The organism is Leptospira kobayashii, assembly GCF_003114835.2.
Classification (GTDB): Bacteria; Spirochaetota; Leptospiria; order Leptospirales; family Leptospiraceae; genus Leptospira_A; species Leptospira_A kobayashii.
In genome coordinates this window covers 3,388,681-3,415,117 of record NZ_AP025028.1, presented here as the reverse complement: position 1 = coordinate 3,415,117, position 26,437 = coordinate 3,388,681, and the positions used below count along the sequence as shown (strand labels likewise).

The window sequence follows — 26,437 nt, the reverse complement described above, 5'->3', positions numbered from 1 at the left end:
CCAATTTTTGTTTTTAGTCCGTGAGAAAAATTCTCTTATAAAGATCCGTTTGTAAAATCCCTTTCGGATCGTATTTCTTTTTCATAGCATAAAACTTTTTCAGGTTTGCTTTCGGAAAATAACTTTCCATCACTCTCTTGCGAAGTGTGGAATCTTTTGCGAAGTAGAAACGTCCTCCCGCCTTTAAAACCACTTCATCCATCGCATAACATAGATTCCATAATTTTTCCTTATTGGATCTTGTTACCGGAAAATCCATTGCCATGGAAAATCCATCCACCGCATGGGTGAGTAAAAAGGGATCAGGTTTGTGTTTTTTAAATACGGATAGGTAGTTTATGATTCCGTAAGATTGGCCCAGAGAAAAGATTTCCTTCATAGCTTCTTTTGCGGTTTCTTTCGGAATGAATACCTGGTATTGGATCATCGCTCCAGGTTTATAAACGAATTTCCAATTGGGAACATAGTCCAGTAGAAATGCATATTCCGCATGACCTTGAAGATAAGGTTTGTTATTCACAAGAATACTCGCAATATACTTCGCAAAATTAATCAGTCGCATTCCCAAATTAAAACTGAAAGGTCTCATTAGAATCCACATCCATTTTTTAGGAATGATTCCGAAAAGTCGTGAAGGAAGATGTTGTCTATCCAAACGGCAGTTATCCGGAAAATCAGGATCTTCCCCTTCGCTTAGATTGACTGCTTTATGAATTTGCCCCCGCCCCATAGCCGTACCGCTTGCAAACGCATCAATCCAACCCACCAGATAATCGGAAGATTTGTATTCTTTTTCAAAATAATCGAAAAGTTCATCGAAGTTTTTTACAAGAACGGGAAATACCCGCATCTTGCCCGAATAAATCGGTTTCATTTTGATTTGTACTGTTAGAAAACAACCTAACATCCCAAAGCCGGAGATGGCGGAATAGAATAGATCCGAATTTGTTTTGGGAGAACATTTTAAAATTTCACCTTTGGCAGTGAGGAATGTGAATTCCTTTACATGTTCTCCGATGGTTCCTACTTTGAAATTGTTCTTTCCGTGAATGTTCATGGAAAGTGCTCCGCCGACGGTAGGCATCATCGTTCCGGAAACAACCGGCGGCCAAAAACCTTTTTCAATGCCCGTTTCCCAGAGGTCTTTGATTCTCGCTCCGGATTGAACCGTAATGATTCCGGTTTTCGTATCGAAATTCAATACTTTATTGAACTCGGTCAAATCCAAAACAATTCCTTCGCTGTTGATGGAGGCATCTCCATAACTGCATCCTCCTCCTCGCAGTGCGATCTTGGTTCCTGTAAGATTCGCATTTTGAAAAATACTTTGAATTTCTTCTTCGGTCGTTGGTCGCAAAACAGAGCTTAAAGAATACTTGTTCATTCCCCAAGCTTCCACTTTTTCCGGTTTGGGAAGTTCGATTTTCAAAGGGGTGGTTTTTGTTTTAGAATTTTTTTTTGCGACCATATCAGATACTCAATTTTTTAAATATAAAATTGGGAATGTTCACTATGATGAGTGCCACCAATTTCCAGATGCCTGGGACGAAGGCTTCGTCTTTGCCCTTGGCAACTATTTTTAAAATTTGCTCCGCAGCATCTTCGGAAGTGATTGCTTTCAATAATCCTTTTTCGGGAAGATCCAAACCTTCCGTCATTTCTGTTTTTACAAACCCAGGTTTAATCGTTGTTACTTGAACATTTTTTTCGGCAAGTCTGTTTCTAAGAGCTTCCAGATAAGTGTTGAGTGCCGCCTTTGATGTGTTATAGACCGGTGCTCCTTTTCTTCCTCTTTCCCCTGCAATGGAAGAGATTCCTATGATTTTACCTTTGCCTTGTTTTGCAAAATAGGTAGCAACAGGATTGAGATAAGCAACGGCTCCTAATGTATTTACATTTAAAATCTGCAAATCCTTCGTAGTATTGTATTCATCGGAAGCGACAGCAGGCATAACTCCGGAAGCGTAATATACTTCATCCAGTCCGCCCAATTCTTTAATTGCTTTTGCGATTGTTTTTTCTGCGGAAGCAAACTGAGTTACGTCCGCTACGATTTGGATTGCGGGTTTTGTTTGCCCTTTTTGGTTCCATTTGGAAACGATCGCCTTCAATTCTTTTTCTCGTCTAGCAACGAGAACCACTTCCGATCCGTTCTTCAATTCAGCCTCTGCAATGGCTTTTCCGATCCCGCTTGATGCACCGATTACGATTATTTTTTTCACTATGGCTCCTATTTTTTGGTTTTAGGGAATCTGGCAAGTTCATTCAATAGGGGAAGTGTCTGTAAACCAACGAATCCTAGTCGATGGGATGAATTTGATCTACAAATTCCCCGATTTGGCCTTTTATTTGGTCGATTACCGGTTGAATGAGGCAAGAGAAGGGCTTTTGGCCTATCTATGGCAGTTTTATAAGGACGAAAAGAATTGCCAGGTTTTGGTATTTTTCGACGGTAAAAAGGATCTTCTTTCGGATTGTTACTCGGAAGACTATGAAGGAATGTCGGTTCATTACAGCCATGACCAGAAAGCGGACGATTTGATCATTGGTTATTTGAAACAAGCACCGATTCCTTCTCATTGTTTGGTGGTAACATCCGACAAAGAGATTGTTAATTTTGCCAGAAGGATCAGAGCCAAACGTAAAACTTCGGAAGAGTTTTATAAAGACTGGTTGGCCTCTTTAGAGGCCAAAGAAGACGCTGAAATAGATGAGGTCAAAGAAGGCTTGACAGCGACTAAAGACCGGGATTATTGGGAAAAACAATTTTTAGCATAACCATTCCATGTTGTTCAACTCAATTCCATTCTTAATTTTTTTTGCAGTCGTATATCTTTTCTATTGGGGACTGCCGCGCTCTTATAGAAAACCGTTTTTATTATTATCCGGTATTTCCTTTTACACCTATTTTTCTCCTCTTTTCACAATTCATTTTTTATCAGTCATCGCACTGAATTATTTTTTATACACTCAGATTCGCAAAACAAAGAGTAAACGAATTTTAACTCTTTCCGTTAGCTTTAATTTACTCAACTTGGGATTTTTTAAATATTTTTATTTTTTTAACCGCTTCCTTGCGGATGTAACAGGTTATCCGTTTTTTGAAGAAGTTCCGAATCTCGTACATATCGTACTTCCTCTTGCCATCAGCTTTTATTCCTTCCAGGTGATCGCCGCGGCGGTAGATACATATCGTGATCCTTCCAAACCAGTGGTAAGTGCTTTCGATTATTTTTTGTTCGTTGCATTCTTTCCCGTTCTGATTGCAGGACCGATCATGAGAATGACGGATTTTTTTCCCAATCTGGAAAAGCTGAACCCGGACAAAGAAAAAATGTATCGGGCTTCCTATCTACTGATGTCGGGACTCATCAAAAAGGTGTTAGTTGCAGATCCGATGTCTACCACGATCTCACCTATTTTCAGCAGTCCGTCCAATTACGATTCATTTTCGCTTATCATGGCGGGAGTTTGTTATTCCATCCAGGTATATTGCGATTTTTCAGGGTTAACGGATATGGCGCGATCCATCGCATTGTATTTGGGTTTTGAAATTCCTGAAAACTTTACCGGTCCCTTCTTTTCCCTTTCGGGAAGGGAACTTTGGAGAAGATGGCATATTACTCTTTCTTTCTGGCTTCGTGATTATATTTATTTTCCGTTAGGTGGCTCTCGTTTGGGAGAATTCAGAACCTATCTCAATTTGATCATTATTATGACTTTGGGTGGATTCTGGCACGGAGCGGATTATACTTTTATCTGTTGGGGATTTTATTGGGGAGTGATTTTGGCCGGAGAAAAATTTCTCGAAGATCGCTTGGGTTGGAAGCTCACTCCTGCAAAAAACAAGGTTCTTATTGTTTTGAAAGCTCTGATTGTTTTTATGTTGTTTTCCATCAGCGGTCTTATGTTCCGATCAAATAGCGCCAGTTTAATGGTCGATCTCTTCGCAGGTATCTTCACCCATCTTCCTTCTTCATTGGAATCTTTGGTACGATCGGATTCGAATTCCTGGCTTGTGGGAGCGACTTCCTTATTCGGAAGCGGATCGCTTTATTCTTTTTCTCATATAGAAAACCTGGAGCGGGTGAGTTATATGGCCGTGGTATTGTTATTGTTCCATCATTTTCAATACTTTCCGGAGTATTGGAGCAAATATAGAAAATACGATGCTTATCTCGCACCTGTCATCGGAGTCTTTACTATTTTCATGTTAGCGACTCTTTCCCAGGACGGCGGCGATTTCATTTATTATAAATTTTAACGGGGGCAAATATGGATTTATTCAAACATAAGTTTTTACTGATTCCTTTTTTGGTAATCGCCCTGACCTTTGCACTCGACAAATTGATTCTATTGGAAAACGTTCATACTTACTTTTCCAAATCACTTTCGGACATTAACTACATTCAAAAAAACGATTTGTACAAATCTTTGAAAGAATATCTCAAACTGGAAAAACGGGAAAAGGTTCTGGTTTATTTCGGAAATTCAAGAGCCTTATTATTTGATAATGAATACATCCAAAAAAAATATCCCGGTTGGATCATGTTCAACTTTTCCGTACCGGGTGGAAAGTCCGACTATACCTTGCAATGGATGGAGAAGTTCGAATCGGACGGAGTAAAGCCTGATTTTTTTCTATTCGATCATTCTGTGGAACTTTATAATTCCGCAGCAACTTTGAAAGTGGATGAAACTCTTACGAACGGTTTGGACGTCTCTTTTGTGCTTCGTCATATGAATTTATTCACTACCGACGAGGTCTCTACACTCATCGCCAAACGAATGTTTAGAACTTATCAGTACAGACCGAAGTTGGAAACAATCATTGCCCGTGCAAAAAACAGAAAATCGTTTTTGCTTCCTTATCGAGAACTTCGTGACAATTTATTCAGTCGTTTGGATAAAGGGAAAGGATCGGCCATTACTCCGGGGACTCATGAAGCGATTCTGTCCGACGAACTTCTCAAGAAATCAGCGTTAGGTGATTTTCATTCTTATTTGGTTCCATTCCGTTTTTCCACAAATACTTTGACCTTTATAGACAAATCCATCGATATTGCGGATCGGCTCGGTGTAAAATCGGCGGTGATCTGGGTGCGTTTGTCCATACCTTATCTGGATCATATCCGCCATAAGGAAGTTGGTTTGGAAGACGGGAAAAAGGGTACTGTCTATGAAGATTGGATGCCAAGGATGTCCGCTTTCCACAAAACGAAAAACATCCCTTTTTGGAATATGAATGATGATCCGAATTATACTTGTGATGCTTTTAGCGACGCAGGACATATGTCGCCGTCTTGTTATCCTGCTTATACGGATTATATTATGAACAAACTGATTTCATTCGTTCCGTAATGGAGTGCGGATGAATTCCACTCTGTTTTGTAAATCGTTCGGTGATAGTTTTTCAGGTTCCGTCGGGTTTTGTTTTTGAGCCGGGTTCGGCACAACAGGTTTGTTTGTATTTTCTTTATCCATCGAATATCCGAAATAGTATCCGTGGATCACTTCCACCACTGCAATCGCATGGGAAGAATTTAAATTTCTAATCTCAATCACTACTTCTTCCGGTGGGGCGAGAATCTCGAACACCCATTGGTTTTCTCCGGTGATTTTTTCTTTCCGAAGTATGGGCGCCACTTCTTCAGGACCATTCCCGCTAAATACGGTTAGCTGCCACTCTTTTAAAGTGCCGTCACCGGCGATACCGATTCCCAGGGATTGAGGAGCCGCTTCGGAAGCTTTTAAATCAAAACGAATCGCGCCGCCTTTGTTGATCGCACCATAAAGTCTTTTTTTAGAGAGGGCGGGGTAAAGTGCCAGATCCTGCAATCTGGCAGTGACTTCCTTCACATTCGTACTCAAAGAAGAACCGGGTTCCGCATTCAATGTCCCTACAAAGAGTAAACTGAAAATCAGCAGATAAAAAAAAGCATTCATAAACATATCTTTCATAGGACTCGGATTCATGTATTTTTATTATATCACGAGTATCCGGCTATTTAGGACAAGAGTCAATTTTTTTAATGGTTTCCTCTAGTCTTGTGATTTCTTCCGGATCAAGAGATCCTCGTCTTTTACCTAGGAAATCTACTATCCTTTCTTTTGCAGGGCGAAATACAGGTTTGCATTTTCCTTCAAAATAAGAATAAGAGCTAAATCGATCGGATTGGTTTTCACTGATCAATTTATAAAATGCAAATATATCTTTTGCATCATTTGTTTTTTGATTCAAGAGAATATAATCTTTATAACATTCACTCAATGTCGGCCCGGGCACTCCCGTCATCGGACAGGACTCGGCTTTGTTTGCATTTAGATATGCCATGAATTCGGCGTAAGTGTAAGAATTAAGAGACTTCCCTTTCGGAACTTCCACTACAGGTTCTTTTTTTTCTTCCACTTTCAAAAACTTGGAAATGGTTTGCGGTTTCTGAAATGGGTTAACAATCGTTAAATCATATTCGCCGGCAGTGGCATTAGAAGTATCAACTTTGACATCGATACGTTTATCGCTTTTGAATTGTTTATCCAAGATCGGTAATTTTTTCTCTTCTTTGGAAATTTCCACTTCGGTAACATCCAAAAAATGATCTCCTTGGATTTCCAACTCGGAAATTTGTTTTTGATCCTTTTCCGGTTCTTGAAGTTTAAGCGCGAGTTTCGGTTTGTCTTTATTGGAATCAACCGTAGGAATATCGGAGATTAATACTTCCATCTCTTTCCAAGGAGACCATACAACAGGTTTTTTGAATATATTCAAAGGAGCGGTGCGAACGAAATAATCCCCCACACCGACGTCTTGCACAGAGTAATAATTCTTCTCTATTTTTTTATCAACGATCACTTTTCCTTGCGTGTCTTTGATTTGAATTTGATAACCGCTTGCGTCAGGGATGTTTTTCCAAGCCACAAATTTATAGAGTTCGCTTGCGATCAGCGAGGAAGCAAAACTCAGAGATACTAATAAAATCAGACTGGAACGAACTTTCATTGTTTGTGTTTTCCTTCTTTGTAAAGTCGTTTGGGAGAAATAAATTCGATATCATTCGGCTTTAAGGTTTTTAATTGATCCAAAGCGATGATAAAGTTTCCTTTTCTGGACTGTGCCGGATTTCCGTCTCTATGTTCCAATAATTCCCAGGAAAAAGTGCCTTCGTCCAAAATTGACAGATCCCGGATGGATAAATTGAGCGATTTTGTCTGTGCCCGATAAATCGCTGTTCGGCGAGAGCCTTCTATTTGATACAGAACAAATTCGTATTTGTCCGAACCGGGGCCGGCTTTCCAGACGAAATCCAGGCTGTTTTTGCCTTTCATCTCGACAATATTATTTACGGGAGAGATGAGTTCCAAAGGAGGAGGTTTCGGTTTATCCGCTTTTTCTTCTTTTTTAGGCTCTTCTTCCGGGATCTTCTTTTCTACGATACTGAACTTGGAAACTACGGAACTGGTTCCTTCTTTTCCATCGGAAGAAAAACCTTTGACTCTCGTATAATACGTACCAGGTGCAAATTCTTTCCAATTGGGCTGAAAGAAATTGCTCGCGGTTTCTTTGGAAAGACTTGTCGCTGCGAATTTCGAATCCTTTGCTACTTCCAATTTGTATTTGATCAATTCGGGATTTCCTTCCCAGATCATGATGGCTTGTCCTTTTTGAATTTCATCCAGGGAAATTTCGGATCCGTTGGCGGGCCGAATGATCGTAGGAGCGGGGTAGGTGTCGTCTTTTTTGATCACCAAACTATGTGAAGATGTTTTTTTGTCCGGAGAGCCTGGAAAAGAAGAGTGGGCAGTCACTCTCCAATGATAAGTTCCTTCCTTCAAATCATCCACTGAAATCGTATTGGCTTCGGTCTCTATCGTTTTTATAATATTCGAAAATTGACTGGAATCGGAAATTTCAAATTTATAAGAACGGGAAGTATTGAGTTTTGTCCAACTGAATCCTATCAAAGGAGGGTTGGTGACAAATCTGTATTCGGCCGAATTGGCAGGAGAATCCAGTCTAAGCGGCTCGTCTTTGGCTACGAAAAATTTCCCTGTATCACTGGACTCCCATTTATTGGTCTTTGTGTCCTTGGTTTTGACTCTCCAGTAATAGGTACCTTCTTTTAAGGAAGCGGTGAATTTGCTTGTGTCAACCTTCGAATTAATCAAGGGAAGTTTGAACTGGGGAGACCGTGAAACTTCGATTAAAGATTCTGAGAATCCGGGATCAAGTTTCCATTCGAATCCAACATTCGCATCCGTTCCTTCGATTAGAAATAGTTTTTGAGATAAAGGCAATACCAGGCGAACGGGTATTTTTTTGACTGTTACTTCGCTACCTTCGACTAACTCGGCTTTTCTGCCGCTCTCCACATCCACTTCTTTTCCGTTGTGTTTTAATTTGGAACTTCCCTTCTCAACGAAAAGGCTCAAATCTTTCTGGCCTTCTTTTTCAATCTTTACATCACCGGAAGTAACGTCGATTTCACTTCCTTGTGATTTGATGACTATGTTGGATTCTTTAGAGGAGCCTTTTTTGACTTGGAGGGAACCTTGTGAAAATTCAAGACTCGGTTTTTCTCCTGTGAGATCCAGATTGAACATCGAGTTTTCATCAATATTGATTTCCGTTCCGTCGTTCAAACGAATCAATGCGTCGGAAAAAGCTTCCGAACGGATTGTATCTTTGTTTGTGAGAGGGCTGTTGTTTTCCAGTCTTTCCCAAACAACCTGATCTTCCAGTTTTCTTTGAACGATATTGTTTTTGAAATGAATCGTTCCGATGACTTCTCTATCGCCAATATCGATTTTTTTATTTAAATCATAATAGAACAGTCCTGTAAAAACGACTGCTATAATGATTAATAGAGTGAGAATGCGTAAATCGCGTTTGTCTAATTTCATATTTTTCTATTTGGATTTTTTAGAATCCGGGGTAGGAATACCAACTAACTTTCGTAACTCTTGGAGATTTTTGGGACAATTCGGATCCCCTTTTCTTCCGAGCACTGCATAAACTTTTTGGGCTTTCGCTTTTCCTTTTACCTTAATTTCTCCCATACTTACTGTATTGAATTTGCCTTTGACGTCTTCGTATGTGTTTTCCGAGATCAGAATGTCTGTTCCCGATTCTTTATTTAATGATTCTACTCTTGATGCCAGGTTGACCGTGTCTCCGATCACTGTGTATTCCATCTTGTCGGAGGAACCGATTTGACCTGCAATTACGTTTCCCGTGTTGATCCCGCAACCGATTCGAATGATAGGTTTTTTAACACTTCCTCTTCCTTTGTTGAAGATAAGAAGTCTCTCTCTCATTCTTACTGATGCTTCCACTGCATCCAACGAATCGTTTCCGGAGGAACGCAAAGCTCCCCAGGTTGCCATGATGGCATCTCCGATAAACTTATCTACAATCCCGCCTGTTTCTTTAACACATGTTACCATCTCGCTCATGTATTGATTAAGAAATTCAACCACATCTTCCGGTTCCAGTTTTTCGGAGATGGAGGTGAAGCTTCTGATATCGGAAAAGAAAACAGCGCAGTTTTTTCTTTCTCCTCCGATGGACAATTTGCCCTTTGCGGCAAGTTCCGCAATATCCGTGTTTACGAATTTTCCGAAGGAATCCTTTAACTTTTCCCTTTCTTCCAAACCGCGGCTCATGGAAACGAATGAATTGGTAAGAACTCCGATTTCATCTCTGGAGGTGGAAACCAGATCCAGATGGTATTGACCTGCTTGGATTTTTCTCGCCGCATTTACAAGTAAGAGGATCGGCGTGGAAAGTGATTTTGCAAAAATATAAACTACGATGAATGCTAATGCAAGTGAGACGATCAGAAGATAAACATTTCTTTTTTGAATATTGTTTACTTCTTCGAAGACTTTATCTTCCATTACCTGCGAAATAACCCCTACACCGCCTATCGCCAGTTTCTTGAAGGACCCGAGATAATAGATCCCGTCTTTGTTTTCATATCGATACTGGCCGTTGTCCACGGTGGATTTTTTCATTTTTTCCACTATGGGGAGGTCATTCAGTTTTGATCCGGAGAGAACGATTTTTGCGTCCGGGTGAGCAAGTACGCTCCCGTCGTCTCCGATCAAAAAGGTTTCAACCGTTCCTGAAGTTTGGAATGCGCTTAACAAACGATCTAACTTGACTAAGGTGACTAAGATTGTATTTGTATCCTTTTTTTCCGAGAGCGGGAAGGCCAAACACAGCATAGGATGACGAAAGTAGGGACTTGCATTCCAAATCACAGTCGATCCTGAATATGCTTTTTTGACTTTGTCTTTGATCGTGCCCATCAGGTTGTGGATTTCCGATTTATTATAGTCGTAATTTTGCAAAAAGTCTTCGTTGTATGTTTCAAACTGAGGACTCATGCCCGGACCATAGGCACCGATCAAAATGAAACTAGGATCGGCTTCGAATAACTCTTTTGCTACGACGGAAGAAATCTTCGGGTTTCTTATGATCGCGGAAGCGGTGATATGAACGTCTTGCCTGATCGTTTCCAAATCCGACTGAACCTTCAATGCAAGGATATCATTGATTTTGATATTGTTTTCTTTTACCCGAACCTCACTATCCTTTCTAAAAAAGTAGGAAGCAAGGAAGATCACCCCGGAGACGGAAAAAAGAAGAACAAAGGAAATGATTAATAGTAATTTGAATCGAATGGGGAATTGCGATTCCAAAGAATTGTTCTCATCTTTGATAAACAGGTTTGTAATATTTGTTATGATTTGGCGCATAGATTTCGTCTGAATGACCTAATTTTCAAATTCGATCCGTACAAAAAAAGATAAAAATATTATAATTTAGAATTAATTCACCGTTAGATTTTGCAATTTTTTGACTAAATTATGGGCAGGTCAGATTGACAGTGTAAGTGGAACGGAACGGATATTCGGGAATGGAAAACTCGGTTTCCGCTACAAATGTGTCCGGAAATCCATCAATTTTACTCACATCGCCTAAACAAACGAGTTTATAGCTCCCCGGATTTAGATATTTGATCTTTGCTGTGGGCTTCGATGGTGTTGCGGCAAGAGGGAGAGTTGTAGTGTAATTCCCCTCCGTATTACGGAAAATTGCGAATACGTGCTTAAGTGAACCACCTCCTCCCGTGATCACCAAACTGGAGGCAGTTTCCGGATAAATGATTCTGGCACGGGAAAGTAAATTTCCTCCGGCGTCTCCCTCTCCGTTATGATCGTTGAACACATCACTATAACCTACGTAAGTAACAGTGGTACTACGGCTCGTGGTATAAGAATGAACCATTAGGTTTTCTTTGATATTGGTTCGGATTTCCAGGATATAAGGATCGAATCCGTCCCGCACCTCCATATCGGCCTGAGTAGGTTGTTGGGAATACAAAACGGGAAACATTTTAGGAACGATTTGGGTTTTTGCCACGGAGCTGGTACCGGGAAGGTAATTGTTTCGGGGAACAATATTCAAACCGTAAACAAGCCGGTTGTCAAATCGGGTGCTGGTCAAAATGGGAACTCCCGCATCTTTTGCATAACCGGTCACGATGGACCGGAAATAAATCCCCGAATAATAGTATTGTCTTCCTAAAAAACTTTTTCCTATCGAATTGAGAGTGGCTGCGGTTTGTGCGGAATCGTCATAACCCCAAGTTTCCGCAGAAGGATCATTGGAAGGATACTGTGCCCCGATTCCGTTAAAGAAATCATATGCCTTTTGAACTCCATTGTTTTGTTTACAAGTGTCATCATCAAATGAGTAAGGAACTGTACAAAATACTTGTCTATTGGGAGCAATGAAGCTCCAGAATTTTCTGGAATCAAGTGCGTCTTTGATTTGTGTCAGATCATTCAAGCCTTTCGTATATTTACTTGAGATTCTCACCTCTCCGATATCCAGAAAAATAGGAAGGTCTTTTGCCAAAGGCAAATCATTCGTACTCATGACGGGATCTCCGCCGGTTCCGTCGCCTATATCCTGTTTGTCCAGGTAAATGGTTCCGAGTCCTCCGTTGAGTTCGCCCCAGTCGAGAGGAGAGTCCGTAGAATAAGTACCTTTCAAAAGCAACAACATACGGTTGTTAAATAAAGTGGATAGTACGGGAAGTGTGGTTTCCTTGCCGAGATCGATCTTGGTTTTGCAATCTGCAAAAAGTATAAGGAAAACAATTAAAATAGAATAGCGGATCATGTAAGATAAATCGAATCTCATAACAAGACTCCCACAACTAACCCGAAGTAGAAGAAGTCGGCATTCTGCAACTTATACGCACTCGGATTCAAGAGTCTCGGATCGTCGTAAGGGCTGGCTAAAGGATAAGTATACTCAGGAGGCAAATTCAAATTCGATTCCATTACTTTATTATAATCTACACGAATTCCGATTCGAATTCGTCGGCCTGCGATAAAACTCGCTTCCATTCCCGTATAAAGCATTGGATCCCAACGAGCCGTATCCGCAGGGCGGGCAACCACGTAGGCACCACCACCACCGGCCTTCACGAAAAATTGAATGGGCATCTCAATAGGAAGTTTATAAGCAAGTGCCGTATAAAGAGGCATTACGGTAAGTGATCTTTCCGACCGGGAAAGAAATACGGAGTAACCTCCGCCCACTTCCGTATAAAAAATATAAGGCCAAGGCATTCTTGCATAAAACCCCCCGCCCAAAGTCGTATCCAAAAATCGAACCGCAGGAGTTCCGGGAAAAGGATTGGCGGCACCTACCCATCCCCCTATCTCATAACGTCTTTTTTGGTAATCTTCGATGTTTTGGCTGAAAAGGGAAGAGGGAACAAACCCAAATAAGATAAGGAAAAAATAATATTTAAGGAAGTACCGGTTTGTATAGTTCATTAATCTCAGGGAATTTTTCGTAGTAAGCTCGGACAAAATACAGACCGTAAGGAGGAAGAGTCATACCTGCTTTTCTGCGGTCTTCTTCTTCCAAAATTGACTCAATGGATCTAGATTCCCAACGTCCCTTTCCGATGTCTAGTAAAGTTCCTACCGTAATTCGCACCATATTGTGCATAAACCCGTTGGCCCGAATTCTAACTCTGAAAAGGTTCCCATTAAAATTGTCTTTTTCCAAATTTACGGATAAAATCTTTCGAATCGTTTTTTTTCCCCGAACGGAAGTTGCTTTTGCAAAAGAACTGAAATCTTTTTCACCAAGCAAGGTAGGTAATTCTTTTTCCACTTTGTCCCAATTCAACCTGAACTTCAGCCAATAGGCTCTATTCTTCAGAAGAGGGTTTTCATACTTTCCATGATAGATTTGATAGACATATTCCCGCGCGTCACAGGAAAACCGGGAATGAAATTCATTCGGAACTTCCATTGCATTTCGAATACTGACTCCTTCTCCCGACAATGCATTGATGGAAACGATTAATTTATGGAGGTTGGGGATGGGTTCGAGAGTTCTGAAATTGCAAACCATTCCCAGGGAATGAACTCCCGTGTCGGTTCTGCCCGCGACAAAGATGCGCGACGGAGGATTTCTTCGCAAAACAACCGCTAAGGCCTCGTCTAATGTGCCTTGCACGGTTTTCAGTTTTTTTTGTTTTTGCCAGCCGTAGAATAGAGTCCCGTCGTACTCAACCAGTAGAGCGTAATTGGGCAATCTCTACTTTTCTCCCCCGAGGGATTCGATTAGAATATTGTATTCGTCGTAAAGTTCTCTGGACATTTCCAAAATCGGTCCCGGTTTTCCTTTGGAAGATTTTCCCGAACCGTATAACCTGGCTAAGGTTCTTTTCGCTCTGGATAATAATAGAATCTGGTCTTCCGGTTTGGGTGCCAATTGGTCTTTGAACCGTTTGGTCAAATAGGCATTGAGGTAAATCACCCCGTCAAATCCCCAGTTGTTGTCAGTATCAGGCCCGAGCATACCGGCAGCTTGGTCTACGGGTTCTTGTCCGGTTTGCATTAGCTCGAGTGTAGTGCCGTAAGTGATCGCCGCTTTTTGGTAGAGTAAATCTCTGATTTTGTCATAACCTAGCTCGGGAAATTCGTCATGCAGATCCGCAAAATACCAAGCACCCCGGATCGCGCACACCGCTTTTTTAGGAGTGGGGGCTACGGAATTTCCCCTCTGTTGGTAACAGTCCATTGCCAATAAGTAGGAAGCAGCGCCCAAAACCAGCTGTCTGTCTCCGTGAAAATCCAAAGGCCCTAGGATTTTTTCAATATAAGATCTTCGGATGTCCACTTGCATACGCAGCGCTTCGTTTTCTGCGGGGGCAAGGGCGGACCAATCTTTGGGAAAAGAAGAATAAAGACAACGGGGGCAAACGGAAAGAACGTAGTCCATCGGGCTGACACGTCCGAATTTTTTGTTCTTTTCATACAAACGACGGAGGTCCTGGGATAATTTCCCGGCAATGAGTCGTCCACCCCCCTGGAACATCTGTTCTTTTTGGTGGTTTTCGTCACAAATGGGACAAACAGTCGTTTCCTTGGCTCGGAATGATACTTTTTTGGAATTAGCGGCGGCGGCAGTGGACATAGCTTAGAAAAATCTAGGAAAAGGCTCAATTTTAAAATACAATCTGTCAATCCAATATCATATTTCTCCGATAATCCTCACAGGGGCATCCCTGAAATTACTTGTAAGATTCTTCCCAAGAAGGAAATTACGGAAACGGAATGAACGGCAGCATTATGAAAAAATCCTTTCTGATCCTAATTATGACTCTTGCTACGCAAAACTTTCTTTTTGCGGAAGCTGTCTCCAATAAGTCCTATAAAAAACGTATCGAACTACTTACTTACTTACGCGAGTTAGAGCCGATCGTCAAAAATTTCCGAGGGGAAGACCCGGAAGGCAATCCGGCTGCACTCAATGCGGCAGAAGGAAAAGAAGGTTTTCGGCTCAAAAAATATCTGGAAGCCAAACGGATTTACCAAGAAGGACTTCAGTATTATTTTGAAGGAAACTACGTTGCTTCCTACCAAAGATTTTTAGAATGCCAGTTAGGTGTTGAAAAAATGTTGGAAGAGTTGTCTCAATTGTACATCCTACGTGCGGAAGAGATGATGAAAGTGGCAATGGAAAGAAAAAATGCCAACAACCCTTTGGACAAAGCATTACTTGATATTTCCATCGAATACGGAAAAGGTTCTTATTTCCGATCGGATGTAATGGATCAACCGAGAGAAGCTCCTTTCTCACGCAGAATGTATGATGCGAAAGAAGTTCATTATGTTTATAACAAATATAGCATTGAAAAAAACATGGAACTCGGTTATAGACATTTGGGTCTTGCGAAAGAAGCTAGAATCAACGCTCTTAAGGTGGAAAGAAATTTGGAAAAACACCAAAAACTCCAACCTTCTCATAGAAAGTTCCGTATAGAAAACTACTTCGGTTCGATCAGCCTTTCCCGTGATTCCAAAGCAAATGCGATCAACATATACAAGTTAAAGTATCCTTACGACAATTACTTCCTGAGCAATTCTCAAGCGAAGTCGGAACCGGTGCGTGATGAAAACGGAGCTTACTCCGAAGGTCAACCTGTGAAAGTGGAAGGAGTTACTTACGATTTCAGTAACAACCCTTACATTCGTTTCGATCATAGACTTCAAGCTATGTTTGATGTTCGTATTCCGGAAGAGTATAGAGTCGATTATGCGGACACACGCGGGCGTATCTATGAAGTGGATTCGAACAATATGGTATTCTTGAAATACGATCAGGAAAGAAAGAAAGCTTTGAATATACCTGCAAAACCTGCAACGCCGGCAGGCAATACTCAAGCGCAATAAGAAAATTTCTTTCCGTTTAGTTTATAGTTGTTCACTCACATGTGAAGAAAGCCACAGATGACTGTGGCTTTTTTTATTTCCTCATAAACCTATTTCCCTCTAACTGTCCTTGTGGTTAAAATTCCAATTCTTGATGATTTTTTAGTAAGAAATTTACATGGGCAACCTGCAAGCTACGGACATCTTGTAATGAAGGTTTATTTCCGAGTTCTTCCTCTTGTTATGGGGAAAGCCAGTCCTTATATGGTGAAAGGAATCTGGAAAGCCGCCAAAGGGGATATCGAAGCTAGGATTGATTCCTTCCTGGAAGGTTCCAGACTTTGGGGAGAGGATGTCCGGCAGTATACGAATTCAAAGGTAATCCTATTCAATGCGATCAATCCTCCCGAAAAGGGACATTTGATTTTTTTGAATCATGTGAACGAGATGGATTTCCCTTATGATTGTTATGTGATTCGCAAACCTTACCTTGCCAATCAGGTGATCAAAAAGACGGTTGTGGCTTATTGGTGGATGCTCGCCATGGGTTCGCAGGTATTTGATAACTCCAAAGCAAGAACGATTGCAATTTCCGTAAGGAATCTGTTAGGTGGGATCAAAGAAAATTCCTTTATCGTTTATCCTGAAGGCCGTAATACTTATACGGAAGAGATTCAGCCTTTGAAAAAGGGAATGATTAAAATTGCATTCGATCAAAAGATTCCCGTTTATGTAGTATTGAAATCCGGGATCTCAAATTACCAGAAACAACCCAAAAACAATACGATCGGTTATCTGGAATTAGGCACAATCCGTCCCGAAAACTTTTCCAATTACGAAGAAATGCAAGCGCACTTGCAAGAATGGATGATTACAAAAAAGAAAGAGTTAGACGCTCTTCTTCAGCAAGAACTGATGAAATCCCTAAACTAAAACCTATGTAGGGAGAACTTTCCCTACATTTTCCACAGAATATTAGTTGTTCTCCGATATATATCCCGAGAACATTTGCGTATAATTAATATATGTTTAAAAACAAAAAGCGAGTTTTTATAGTTGAAGACAATCTTCTAATTCGAACAGCTGTTAAGCGAGCTCTTGCTGCAACGGAAGAGTTCGAATTGGTAGGTGAATGGGATGATAACGTCGGCCTTGCCAAACAAATCGGTCTTTCCAGACCCGATATTTTACTTTTAGACCTTCGTCTGAAAGAATCGGACGGGTTGGAAATCCTTCCCGATTTGAAGAAAAACTTTCATCTTATGAAAGTCGTAGTTTATACCATGAAAGACGATATGGTGACTTTCCGAAATGCAGTGAAAGCAGGTGCGGACGGATACATTCTCAAGTCCGACAACCCTCTTACTTTAGGTGCGAGTTTGCAAGTGGTAATGGACGGAAAGTTTGTCACTTCCAAACAGTTCTCTCAGAATTCCAAAAAACCGGAAGGGGATGCTAAGTTCAATTCATTGGAAACTTCCATCATCGAACAATTGAAACAAGGCCATACCTTGGCGAAAGTTTTGGCGGAAGCAAATATTTCCAAAGAACAATTGGAAGAAGTTCTGATGAGTCTGAAGAGTAAGTTTGATGTAAAATCTTTTCCCGAACTGGTTCGAATCATCAGAGAAAAAGTAACGGTATAAAGTATCTCTATCTATCCGGTTGATTTACCGGGATTGTTTTTCGAATTCATTTAGATACTTTTCCTGTTCTCTGGACTCTATGGCTCTTTCGCTTCTGGATTCTCTCACTTTTTGAATCGCTTCTTTGGCAGTCATTTTTTCTTTCCCGATCAAATACCCTGCCGCAAGTGTGCCTGACCGCCCGAGTCCTCCAACGCAATGAATCAATATTTTCCCCTTCTTTTGCAGGGCCTTTTCCATCCATTCTATCGTTTCGTGAAATGAAGGTAAGGTGGGAACCCTTTGGTCCAAAGTGGGAAGATAAAAAGTTTCAAACCCTGCATTTGCATATTCCGTTTTCATTTCGGAAACACCATATTCCGCATACTCCTGTTCCGTGATGAGACTGATTACATGAGTTATTTTTTGTTTTTTCATCTCGTTTATATCGTCGTTTAAATTTCTTCCTCTGTCTTTTCTGCCGGGTAAAATGGTGAGACCTATATTTTGAATCGCTCCCGAACCTTCTGTTTTAAGAAAATCGATTCGCAATGTTTTCGATTTCTGAATGTATTCCCTGATTTTATCAATCAAGACGGTTCCTGTAAAAAGCGCCCATTTTCTTTGTATTTCATTGCTTTCGTCAAAAGACAGGGTATGCATCGCATAACGTAATTGCCCTACATGAGCTTGGTAAGGATCCCGATCCATTTTGATCAACGCTGGATATAAAGATCTGAGTTTGGCAATCACCCGGTATGCTTTTTTTAATTTCGGATTGGAAAGGGAAGAGGGAACGTCGAAGGAAAGAGGAACTCCCAGATCTTCATGACTCGTCAAAATCCGGGTCAACTCCATCGCTTCTTTCAATTCTACTTCCGTTTCGATCTTTGTAAAAATATATAAAATATCATTTTCCAGTTTAAGCAAATCCCGAAGGATATGGCCTCTATGAGTATGGAAAAAATCGATCATCCAAACATTATCCTGGGCATCCAGAATGATATTGGCCCCGTTCAAATCCCCGTGAACATACGCTAGGTTATGATTGATCGCATTGTATTCCTTTAAGACAGTCAGGTCTTTTTCATAAAAGATACAAGGATTGGGAGTGGAGATTCCCGGTAGGATTTCAATCGTATTAGCCGTTTGTGGGCCACCGAGCAGGCTTTCGACTCTCGTTCGAACCGACTTGGCATATTTGGATTGAAAGTCATAGTATTCCAATAGATTCAGCTTTTCCGAAGATCCTGCTTGGTACAATCTGCCTAATTGTTGTTTGAAAACTATATTGATGATATTGTCGATTTTTTCGAAATCATCACTTGATCCGTACATTTTTTGGAAAGTGCGGACATTACCGTCGAGCATTGCCGCATAACGATACTTAATCGCTCCCCTTTCTCCCAGTTCGCAAAAATCAACGATGGAAGGCGCATTGTTTCCTAAAACTTCCTGGATGCGTTCGAAGGAAGTCCGTTCTTTTGCAATCAGATCCCTGTTTCCTATCTTGACAACGCAAGGAACCTGAGTGTGTCCCAAAACATCTACCGAAGTCGACTTGAGTACTACGTTTCCTGAAAAACCTCCGTCCAGTGTTTTGAATTCCGCTTCTTTGCAGTCTCGGAATAAATAAAGGAGAATGTTTTTATCCGCCTCCGAGATAGGATACTTGGGATCCAGTTTCAAATGATTGGAAGAAACCCGGGAATGAGTTGTGATCTTTTTTTCCAAATCCGGTTGGGAGCCCGTGAGAAATTCGGTGAAAGCGCCTATCGAAGGAAATATTTGAATTCCTAACACTTGTTTGAGTTGATCCAAAGCGATGAAATGCATGGAAAGAGAGGAGCTTGCGGTAAGTGCGGAACAGACCGCTATTTCAAATTCAGGGTATCTGGTTTTTAAATCATAAGCGAGAAAAGTCACTTTCGCTTCCGTCCAGACTCCTCCGGTGATCCCCACTTTTAATTTTTTTCCTTTATAAGGGTGGAGTATCGTTTCCAAATTCGTATCTACAAAATCATTCAATCCGGATGCATTTACGATCGAATGTCTGTCGGAAAAATTTTGAATCCAAGGCTCAAATACGAATTCAGCTCCTTTCGTATTTTTTAAACAATGATCACCAAACTGTTGTAAGTGATCTTTTTGGGTCGGAGAATCCGAATCATGCCAGTCCCTGATATGAATGATTTTTAAACGGCCCGGATCCGTATGATAAGCCCAATCGATCAAAGAATAAACTGGCCCGTGTTCCGCCATCTCACCCAAAAGACGATTCGACTCCGCATAACCTACGTGAAGTGCATTCGGGATGGGATCGTATTTATCCAAAAGAGCTGTAAAATCATTCTGGAGACATTGAGTGAATAGAATTGCTTCTTCCTTGGGCATGGGAAAAATATTGACCGCTTCTTGTAAAAAATCGAGTTTTTTATCTTATATTACTTGTAAAAATTTAAAAATGGAAAATATAAATCCTGGTTTCTAAATAAATAAAAAGGTCAAAGTATGAAAATTTTTTTAATCGTTTTTTCCGGATTTTTTATATTCAGTCCGGTATTATTTGCAGGAGATATCGGATCCGACTGCAAATTCAAAGGTCAAAAACTTTTTGGTAAAATCCAGTTTGTGAATTCTTTCCCGGACTTCAAGGTTCAGATCGTAAATAGTTTTCCCGATTTAAAGGTGCAACAAGTTGCTTCCTTCCCGAACGATTGCGGGAAATGGCAAATTGTAAATTCTTTTCCGGACTTTAAAGTTCAGATCGTAAATAGTTTCCCCGATTTTAAAATCCAATATGTGAATTCATTTCCCGGGGTTCCGTAAACCGAGTAACATCGTTGTGATGGTGGGTTCTTTTTCCAAGGGAATTCTATTCTCTTCGTTTGCGAATTTCACATTCATCGTAAAACAACTGTTTTTCATTACCCGATCCCGGATCCACCATTGATGGACTGCGGCACTTCTTTTTTCGAAAGGTTCCGCATCGGGAGCATGTCGTTCTTCATTCCATCTATCCGGGATTTGGCGGCTTTTCAATTCATAGGCAAGTGCGGAAACGAAATTATCCACCGCATAGAAGAGCAGCTGGTCGATTCGAATGCATCCGTCTCCCGATTTGGGAACGGATTCCCGTATTGCGATTTCTAAGCCCGGTCTGTTGAATTTAACTCCTTTTAAAAAACCATACGCGGGGATGGCGCCGGGGCAAGTGACAAAGGGAGTTCTTCTTTCTTCAATCTCCGTTTCAATGATTGTTTGTTGAGAAAGATCTATCTCAATCAGAAGACTGATATCATGATAACGGTCGTAGATCTTGGATTCGATTACTGCACGGGAAGGAGACTGATCGAAAAACCACCAGAAGGAAACGCTCATATTTCTTTCCAATCCGACGGGAGTGTACTGCATTTTTTTGCGAATCGACATATTATAACATTCCTCCCGGAAAAACTTTGTTTTTATTCATCAGCTCCATGGATAAATTAAAGTATGCTTTTGCTTTTTGTAACGACGTAGAACATAGAGTAGGTGTTTGTTTGCATTCCTCATTATCGCCCAAAGGAGGATTTGCTGTAAGGGTGAAATTTTTGTTTCCGTCAGCCCACTGGAATAGAAACTGATTTTCCTCTATCCAGCCGAAAGCCGCTCCGTAGGCAAAGTAAGCGGATTCTTTTGTTTTTCCCGAAGAAAGAAGATTTTTGCCCATTGCGGAAAAGTAAGTTTCCTTTCCCACCAAACCAATTACAGTTGGTAAAACGTCCAATTGAGATACCGTTCTTGTATCCAATTTTGCTTTGATTTTTCCCGGTGCCCAAATCAAAAAAGGAACGTTTCTGTCTTCAAAGTAGTTCAGATATCTATGATGGGTATGATCCGCTGCGAAAACAAAAATCGTGTTTTTGAAATAATCGGATTTTTTAGCACGACCGATGAAATCGGAAAGAGCCCAATCCGCATAATGGTATGTATTCAAATAATCATAGTCTTGAACGGATGAGTCGTAAATTTCAAATTTGGAATCGGGAACTTTGTATGGATAGTGCGTTGTCATCGTCAGGATTGTTCCCAAAAAAGGTTTTCCATTTTTATTGGAAGCGTTGATTTCATCATGTAACAATTCCAATATGTCCCGATCGTCATAACCCCAGGCTCCGATCTTAAACCGGTTTGTTTTTTCTATTTCCTTTTTTCCGATTATTTTTTGAAAACCCCAATGAGGAAGAATGGTTCCGAGGCTGTCGAATTGCAAATCGTCTCCGGTGATAAAGATCGTGTCATAACCCCAGTGTTTGAATACATTTCCCAAACCGGAGAAATTTCCAAGCACTTGGTGTGTTCGAACAGCTGTTAATCCCGGTCTGTCGGGAATTCCTGTCAGCATGGAAAGAAGTCCGTTGGAAGTCCTTCCTCCGTTGGCAAAAAATCTTTTGAAACTGTGTCCTTCTTTGGCAAGTTGATTGTAAAAAGGAGTGAGTTCTTTTCCGTTTACGATTCCGTCACTGATAGGCCAAACGAATTTTCCCGTCCAGGACTCCTGTAAAACCAAAACGATGTTCGGTGGTTTTGATTTATTTGTTTCCAGTTGTTTTCTGAGAAGAGGGTAATTGGGAAGGTTTACAAATTCCGCTTCGGGATAATCGATTTCATTTCGAACCAATGCGTAAGATTGGGTCAAATTCATTTTTAATTCTTTGGGAATGGATTGGCTTTTGAGATCCATTATGGTCGTATAAATTCCGTTCAACGGGATATTGTTTACGAACGTATCTTCGCAAAGAATCGCATTACTTGCTCTCAAGGGAGTTTCCTGAACTCCTCCTCTTGTGAGTGTGATCGTGAGAAAAAAAGCAAAGGCCAATGAGATTAAAAATTTATAAAATGAAAAAGGTTCATCTCCCCGGGGGAGAATCCATTTCTTATAACCGTAAAAGGAAACCGCAAGAAAGCCGATGATCCCTGAAATGATAAGAATCATTGCAATCGGATTTTCATGGATGGCGGATTGGATGAGTATCGGCATGTCTGCCAAAAATACGACCGCTTCGTAACCGATATGTTTGTTTGCATTTTCATAATAGAGCATATCTCCGGAAAGATGAGCGATACTCCAGGCAAAGATCGGAATGGGTGGAAAAGACCAAAGAACACGGTAAGAACGAAATCTGTTTAAGATGCTGAATTTGGATAGAATATAGAATACTCCCAGTAACATTCCTACCGTTGCCAGGTCGAAACGAAGTCCTACGGCAAATGAATGTAAGATGGAGTCGACTTGAAAGGATTCAAGTCTGTAGGAATATACAAAAAGAAAAATAATCCTGAAAACAGTGAATAATGACAAAAAGGATACGGAGTATCCCAGAAATAATTTATCCGGAAAGGACAAATTGCGATATAGTAGTTTCATTCCGCTCCAAGACATTTGAAAAAAGAGAAAGGTCAACTCGCTTCCAAACATTGTTGATTTATTTTCTGTGGAATTGGACTCTGATTCTTACTCATGTCATACATTAAAAAAATCCTAATCGCAAACCGGGGAGAAATCGCAGTTCGAGTCATTCGCACTGCAAAACGCCTGGGAATCAAGACTGTAGCCGTTTATTCGGATGCCGACCAAGACAGTCTCTATGTAAAACTTGCGGACGAGGCGATCCATATCGGTCCGCCTGAGCCCAGACTGTCTTATTTGAATCAGGATGCGATCCTCAAGGCATGTGCTGATTCCGGTGCCGATGCAGTTCATCCCGGTTACGGATTTCTTTCCGAAAATGCGGAATTTGCGGAAAAACTCTCCGCCAAAGGAATTAAATTTCTCGGGCCGAAACCTTCTTCCATTCGGGCAATGGGAGACAAAATCGGCTCACGCTTGTTAGTTGCAAAGTTCGATGTTCCCATTGTTCCCGGATATGAAGGCGAAGATCAATCCATGGAGCGTTTCAAAAAAGAAGCCGACAAAATAGGTTATCCTATTATGGCAAAGGCAAGCGCCGGAGGCGGAGGAAAAGGAATGCGCAGAGTGGAATCCGCTTCCGAACTGGAAGAAATGATTTTGTCTGCAAAAAGGGAAGCATTGTCCGCTTTCGGTGACGATCGTATTCTTTTGGAGAAATATATTTCCAATCCGCGTCACGTCGAATTTCAGATTTTCGGAGACCAACATGGAAATGTGATCCATCTGCACGAAAGGGATTGTTCTTTGCAAAGAAGACACCAAAAAGTGATCGAAGAAACTCCTGCACCACATTATCCCGATTCTTTAAAAGAAGAAATGGCAAAAGCCGCAGTCCAAGCGGCAAAATCCGTTTCTTACGAAGGAGCCGGCACCGTCGAATTTATATTAGGTGAAAAGGGTGAGTTTTATTTTCTGGAAATGAACACCCGTTTGCAGGTGGAACATCCCGTTACCGAAATGACTACGGGCCTTGACCTTGTGGAATTACAAATCCGTGTGGCGGAAGGGGGAACACTTCCCGAAACTCCGAAACAGAAAGGACATGCTATCGAAGTGCGGATTTATGCCGAAGACCCTTCGAACGGATTTTTACCTTCCATCGGAAAAGTTCACGCTCTCCAATTTCCCGAAGGAGAAGGAATACGGGTGGATTCAGGAATCGTATCCGGTTCCGAAATCTCTTTGTACTATGATCCTATGATCGCAAAACTGATTGTATGGGATGAAACCAGAATCAAAGCCATCGATAAATTAGTAGCGGTTTTAAAGGAAACGATCGTGTTCGGTCCTATAACAAATGTTAGTTTTTTGAAAAATCTTGCAGATGCGAAAGGATTTAGGGAAGGTAAAGTATCCACTCATTTTATCGCAGGGAACGAAGAAGAACTACTCCGCCAAAATGTTCCTTTCTCCGTTCGATTGGCTCTGGCGGGTCTCGCCGGTGCGGAAACAAAAATAACTGATCCTTGGGTGAGTTTGGGAGAATCGGCATGATGCTTAGATTGGATACGCATGAGGGTGAACTTTCCCTTATCTTTTCACATAACAATGTAAAGATCATTCATAACCGGAAAGTGGAAACCGTTCCTCTTCCCAAGGTTTCTAACAAAACAAACGAGCCTCCTTTCGGAGGACAGATTGTATTTGAAACCGGAAGTATTCTTACCTACTTGCAAGTTCGAAATGAAATTTTCCTGCACTATCTGGGAGACACTTGGTCCTTTCGTAGGAAGGAAAGGGAATTGGCTTTGGCGGGAAGCGATTCCCCCGAGATCAAAAGCCCTATGCCGGGGAAAATTATACAGATGTTTGGTGAGCCCGGTAAAAAATTTTCCAGAGGAGAGACCATCCTGATATTGGAAGCAATGAAAATGGAAAATGCGATCAAAGCACCTTTTGATTGTAAGGTGAGCCAGGTTTTGAGAGCGCAAGGCGAAATTGTACAACAGGATGAGCCGTTGATTTTATTAGACAAAATTTAGCCAGAAAAGGCAAATTGTGTCAAAATCGTTTGACAAGTTCATCTAACATAGCAGAGTCTGACAACCTATATAGTGAACGAGTCATCAATGAATCTATCTTTATTTCGGAAATTTTTATTTCTGTGTATTCTCATATCCACTGTTGCTCTCTCCGCTCAGGAAAAGCCTGAATCGGAACAAGCACCGACCATCAGACCTGCCCGTGCCGATTTGCCCTTTGAGATTTCTGAAAAGAAACGATTGAGCGAGCGGGACTTAAAGATCAAAAAAGAAGGCGGATACATTACCGGTCTTCCTTTGTTGAATTCCGATCCCAACAACGGTATCGGTTACGGAGTTAGGGTTTTTTATTATTATAACGGGGAAAGGTCCAGGCCACTTTTCGAATACACCCCGTACAAATATAGAGTTTTTGTTCAGTATTTCACTACGACAAAGAGCAATCAATACCAGGATTTAAGTTTTGATGCACCTTATATCTTCGATACGAAATGGAGAGTACGCTCGGATTTGATTTATGAAAAAAATCCGAACTTGCTTTATTTCGGAATGGGTACGGAAACCTTGAAACCTCTTTCCTATTTGGAAAGAAATGATCCTTCCGGAAGACAGATTCGCAATGCAGGTTTCAGCGATTATTCTGATAGTTTAATGTACCGCAGGCCGGGTGGATCGGGAGAACAGTACAATACAGTCACTGACAATAAATACAATCGTTACGAGTTGGAAAATCCGAACTGGACCTTCTCCGGTGAATATTCTTTCTTCGGGGGAACGGTTCGTACGATTGCAGGTGCCAGAATTTCCAGACAGATCATTCGGACCTATGATGGAAAATGGCAGGATGCCAAATTCGGAGGTTATGACCAGTTGGCCGGACTTCCTCTCAATATACTTGCACCTAACGAAGAAATTTCAACTCCGGAAGGAACTACTAAAGTCACCGAAGAAAACAAGGCTGGAAATATCATCGGTTTTAAGGGTGGGAATGTCAATACAGGCCGGATTGCAATCGTATATGATACGAGAGATTTCGAACCGGATCCGAACCGAGGTGTGTTTTTGGAAGCCACTCACGAAAGATCTCTTCGTGCGATCGGTTCCGATTTCCAGTTTAACAAAAATTATGTTTCCGCTCGCGGATTTGTCAGCCCTGTAGAATGGTTTACAAAAAAACCTCATGTCCTTTTGGAGAAACTGGTCTTGGGCGCCAAAGGTGCCATGGTTCAAACCAACGGAGATGCCCCTTTTTACGAAATGCGAAATATGTGGGGAACGGAAGTCACTCAATCCGGTCTCGGAGGAAGAACCACTTTAAGAGGTTACAAACAGGATCGATTCATAGGTCAGACGATGGCTTATGCGAATTTTGAAGTTCGCTGGAAATTCGCATCCATAGATGTTGCCAAACAACATTTTGATTTTCAATTGGTACCGTTTTATGATGTAGGTAGAGTTTGGGATGCAACGGAAAAAGTGAACTTAAAAGGTTATAAACATTCCCGAGGTTTGGGCTTTCGAATTCCCTGGAACCAAGCAACCGTTATTATCATAGATCACGCTTGGTCTTCGGAAGATTCGCAAACTTTTGTGAACTTTAACCATATATTTTAGGGAAG

Annotated in this window: 23 protein-coding genes; 10 read left to right on the top strand and 13 right to left on the bottom strand. The window is 41.2% G+C overall.

Features of this window, described 5'->3' with window-relative positions:
* Window positions 1-13: 13 nt before the first annotated feature.
* The gene (locus tag DI077_RS15310; protein WP_109020994.1) at window positions 14-1,468 is read right to left on the bottom strand and encodes an FAD-binding oxidoreductase; all 1,455 of its coding nucleotides are present in this window, start codon (window positions 1,466-1,468) and stop codon (window positions 14-16) included.
* A gap of 1 nt (window position 1,469) precedes the next feature.
* On the bottom strand, window positions 1,470-2,225 hold the full coding sequence (locus DI077_RS15305) for an SDR family NAD(P)-dependent oxidoreductase (RefSeq protein ID WP_109020995.1): 756 nt from the start codon (window positions 2,223-2,225) through the stop codon (window positions 1,470-1,472).
* 52 nt (window positions 2,226-2,277) lie between these two features.
* Between DI077_RS15305 and DI077_RS15300 the strand changes: the two genes are divergently transcribed.
* From DI077_RS15300 to DI077_RS15290, 3 genes are read left to right on the top strand one after another with little or no spacing between them, the layout of a single operon-like run.
* Window positions 2,278-2,778 (top strand): NYN domain-containing protein, encoded by a 501-nt coding sequence (locus DI077_RS15300; RefSeq protein WP_278321643.1) that lies wholly within the window; start codon window positions 2,278-2,280, stop codon window positions 2,776-2,778.
* Window positions 2,779-2,785: 7 nt separating this feature from the next.
* On the top strand, window positions 2,786-4,264 hold the full coding sequence (locus tag DI077_RS15295) for an MBOAT family O-acyltransferase (RefSeq protein WP_109020997.1): 1,479 nt from the start codon (window positions 2,786-2,788) through the stop codon (window positions 4,262-4,264).
* Between the two features lie 11 nt (window positions 4,265-4,275).
* Window positions 4,276-5,361 (top strand): DUF1574 domain-containing protein, encoded by a 1,086-nt coding sequence (locus tag DI077_RS15290; RefSeq protein ID WP_109020998.1) that lies wholly within the window; start codon window positions 4,276-4,278, stop codon window positions 5,359-5,361.
* Here DI077_RS15290 and DI077_RS15285 read toward each other — a convergent pair.
* From DI077_RS15285 to DI077_RS15250, 8 genes are all read right to left on the bottom strand, one after another.
* Window positions 5,347-5,946 carry a hypothetical protein gene (locus DI077_RS15285; RefSeq protein ID WP_109021176.1) on the bottom strand — a complete coding sequence of 200 codons (600 nt, stop codon included), beginning with the start codon at window positions 5,944-5,946 and terminating at the stop codon, window positions 5,347-5,349. The two genes, DI077_RS15290 and DI077_RS15285, sit on opposite strands and share 15 nt — an antisense overlap.
* A 58-nt stretch (window positions 5,947-6,004) precedes the next feature.
* Window positions 6,005-7,000: a hypothetical protein gene (locus tag DI077_RS15280; RefSeq protein ID WP_109020999.1), complete on the bottom strand. Its 996-nt coding sequence runs from the start codon at window positions 6,998-7,000 to the stop codon at window positions 6,005-6,007.
* Complete coding sequence (locus tag DI077_RS15275) at window positions 6,997-8,901, bottom strand: FecR family protein (RefSeq protein ID WP_109021000.1); 1,905 nt, start codon at window positions 8,899-8,901, stop codon at window positions 6,997-6,999. The genes DI077_RS15280 and DI077_RS15275 overlap by 4 nt, the downstream gene beginning before the upstream one ends.
* 6 nt (window positions 8,902-8,907) lie before the next feature.
* Complete coding sequence (locus DI077_RS15270) at window positions 8,908-10,761, bottom strand: adenylate/guanylate cyclase domain-containing protein (protein WP_109021001.1); 1,854 nt, start codon at window positions 10,759-10,761, stop codon at window positions 8,908-8,910.
* 109 nt (window positions 10,762-10,870) lie between these two features.
* Window positions 10,871-12,214 (bottom strand): LIC11270 family surface protein, encoded by a 1,344-nt coding sequence (locus DI077_RS15265; RefSeq protein ID WP_109021002.1) that lies wholly within the window; start codon window positions 12,212-12,214, stop codon window positions 10,871-10,873.
* The gene (locus tag DI077_RS15260; protein ID WP_167837175.1) at window positions 12,211-12,858 is read right to left on the bottom strand and encodes a hypothetical protein; all 648 of its coding nucleotides are present in this window, start codon (window positions 12,856-12,858) and stop codon (window positions 12,211-12,213) included. Before DI077_RS15260 ends, DI077_RS15265 begins: the two co-directional genes overlap by 4 nt.
* Window positions 12,830-13,630 (bottom strand): tRNA pseudouridine(38-40) synthase TruA, encoded by an 801-nt coding sequence (gene truA / locus DI077_RS15255; protein ID WP_109021003.1) that lies wholly within the window; start codon window positions 13,628-13,630, stop codon window positions 12,830-12,832. The genes DI077_RS15260 and truA overlap by 29 nt, the downstream gene beginning before the upstream one ends.
* 3 nt (window positions 13,631-13,633) lie before the next feature.
* Complete coding sequence (locus DI077_RS15250; RefSeq protein ID WP_109021004.1) at window positions 13,634-14,515, bottom strand: DUF2225 domain-containing protein; 882 nt, start codon at window positions 14,513-14,515, stop codon at window positions 13,634-13,636.
* Window positions 14,516-14,655: 140 nt separating this feature from the next.
* On the opposite strand from DI077_RS15250, the gene DI077_RS15245 reads away from it, so the two are divergent.
* The 3 genes from DI077_RS15245 (at window position 14,656) to DI077_RS15235 (ending at window position 17,399) form a co-directional block, all read left to right on the top strand.
* On the top strand, window positions 14,656-15,774 hold the full coding sequence (locus tag DI077_RS15245; RefSeq protein WP_109021005.1) for an LIC11274 family protein: 1,119 nt from the start codon (window positions 14,656-14,658) through the stop codon (window positions 15,772-15,774).
* A gap of 189 nt (window positions 15,775-15,963) precedes the next feature.
* Window positions 15,964-16,686, top strand: a complete 723-nt coding sequence (locus tag DI077_RS15240; protein ID WP_174705645.1) for a lysophospholipid acyltransferase family protein — start codon at window positions 15,964-15,966, stop codon at window positions 16,684-16,686.
* 92 nt (window positions 16,687-16,778) lie between these two features.
* Entirely contained in the window at window positions 16,779-17,399 is a 621-nt protein-coding gene (locus DI077_RS15235) for a response regulator (RefSeq protein WP_109021007.1), read from the top strand.
* 24 nt (window positions 17,400-17,423) lie between these two features.
* Here DI077_RS15235 and DI077_RS15230 read toward each other — a convergent pair whose 3' ends face one another.
* Window positions 17,424-19,772 carry a dual specificity protein phosphatase family protein gene (locus DI077_RS15230; protein WP_109021008.1) on the bottom strand — a complete coding sequence of 783 codons (2,349 nt, stop codon included), beginning with the start codon at window positions 19,770-19,772 and terminating at the stop codon, window positions 17,424-17,426.
* A gap of 117 nt (window positions 19,773-19,889) precedes the next feature.
* Between DI077_RS15230 and DI077_RS15225 the strand changes: the two genes are divergently transcribed.
* Window positions 19,890-20,207 (top strand): 7(1) septoil knot domain-containing protein, encoded by a 318-nt coding sequence (locus DI077_RS15225; protein ID WP_109021009.1) that lies wholly within the window; start codon window positions 19,890-19,892, stop codon window positions 20,205-20,207.
* Here the strand turns inward: DI077_RS15225 and DI077_RS15220 are convergent.
* Together DI077_RS15220 and DI077_RS15215 are read right to left on the bottom strand one after the other, a co-directional pair.
* Complete coding sequence (locus DI077_RS15220; protein ID WP_109021010.1) at window positions 20,187-20,810, bottom strand: DUF2889 domain-containing protein; 624 nt, start codon at window positions 20,808-20,810, stop codon at window positions 20,187-20,189. The genes DI077_RS15225 and DI077_RS15220 overlap by 21 nt on opposite strands.
* Window position 20,811: 1 nt before the next feature.
* A complete protein-coding gene (locus DI077_RS15215) occupies window positions 20,812-22,791 on the bottom strand; it encodes an LTA synthase family protein (RefSeq protein WP_109021181.1) in 1,980 nt (659 codons plus the stop codon).
* Window positions 22,792-22,884: 93 nt separating this feature from the next.
* On the opposite strand from DI077_RS15215, the gene DI077_RS15210 reads away from it, so the two are divergent.
* The 3 genes from DI077_RS15210 (at window position 22,885) to omp85 (ending at window position 26,432) form a co-directional block, all read left to right on the top strand.
* On the top strand, window positions 22,885-24,330 hold the full coding sequence (locus DI077_RS15210; RefSeq protein WP_109021011.1) for an acetyl-CoA carboxylase biotin carboxylase subunit: 1,446 nt from the start codon (window positions 22,885-22,887) through the stop codon (window positions 24,328-24,330).
* On the top strand, window positions 24,327-24,818 hold the full coding sequence (locus DI077_RS15205) for an acyl-CoA carboxylase biotin carboxyl carrier protein subunit (RefSeq protein WP_109021012.1): 492 nt from the start codon (window positions 24,327-24,329) through the stop codon (window positions 24,816-24,818). Before DI077_RS15210 ends, DI077_RS15205 begins: the two co-directional genes overlap by 4 nt.
* An 87-nt stretch (window positions 24,819-24,905) precedes the next feature.
* Entirely contained in the window at window positions 24,906-26,432 is a 1,527-nt protein-coding gene (gene omp85 / locus DI077_RS15200) for an Omp85 family outer membrane protein (RefSeq protein ID WP_109021013.1), read from the top strand.
* The last annotated feature ends 5 nt before the right edge of the window (window positions 26,433-26,437 follow it).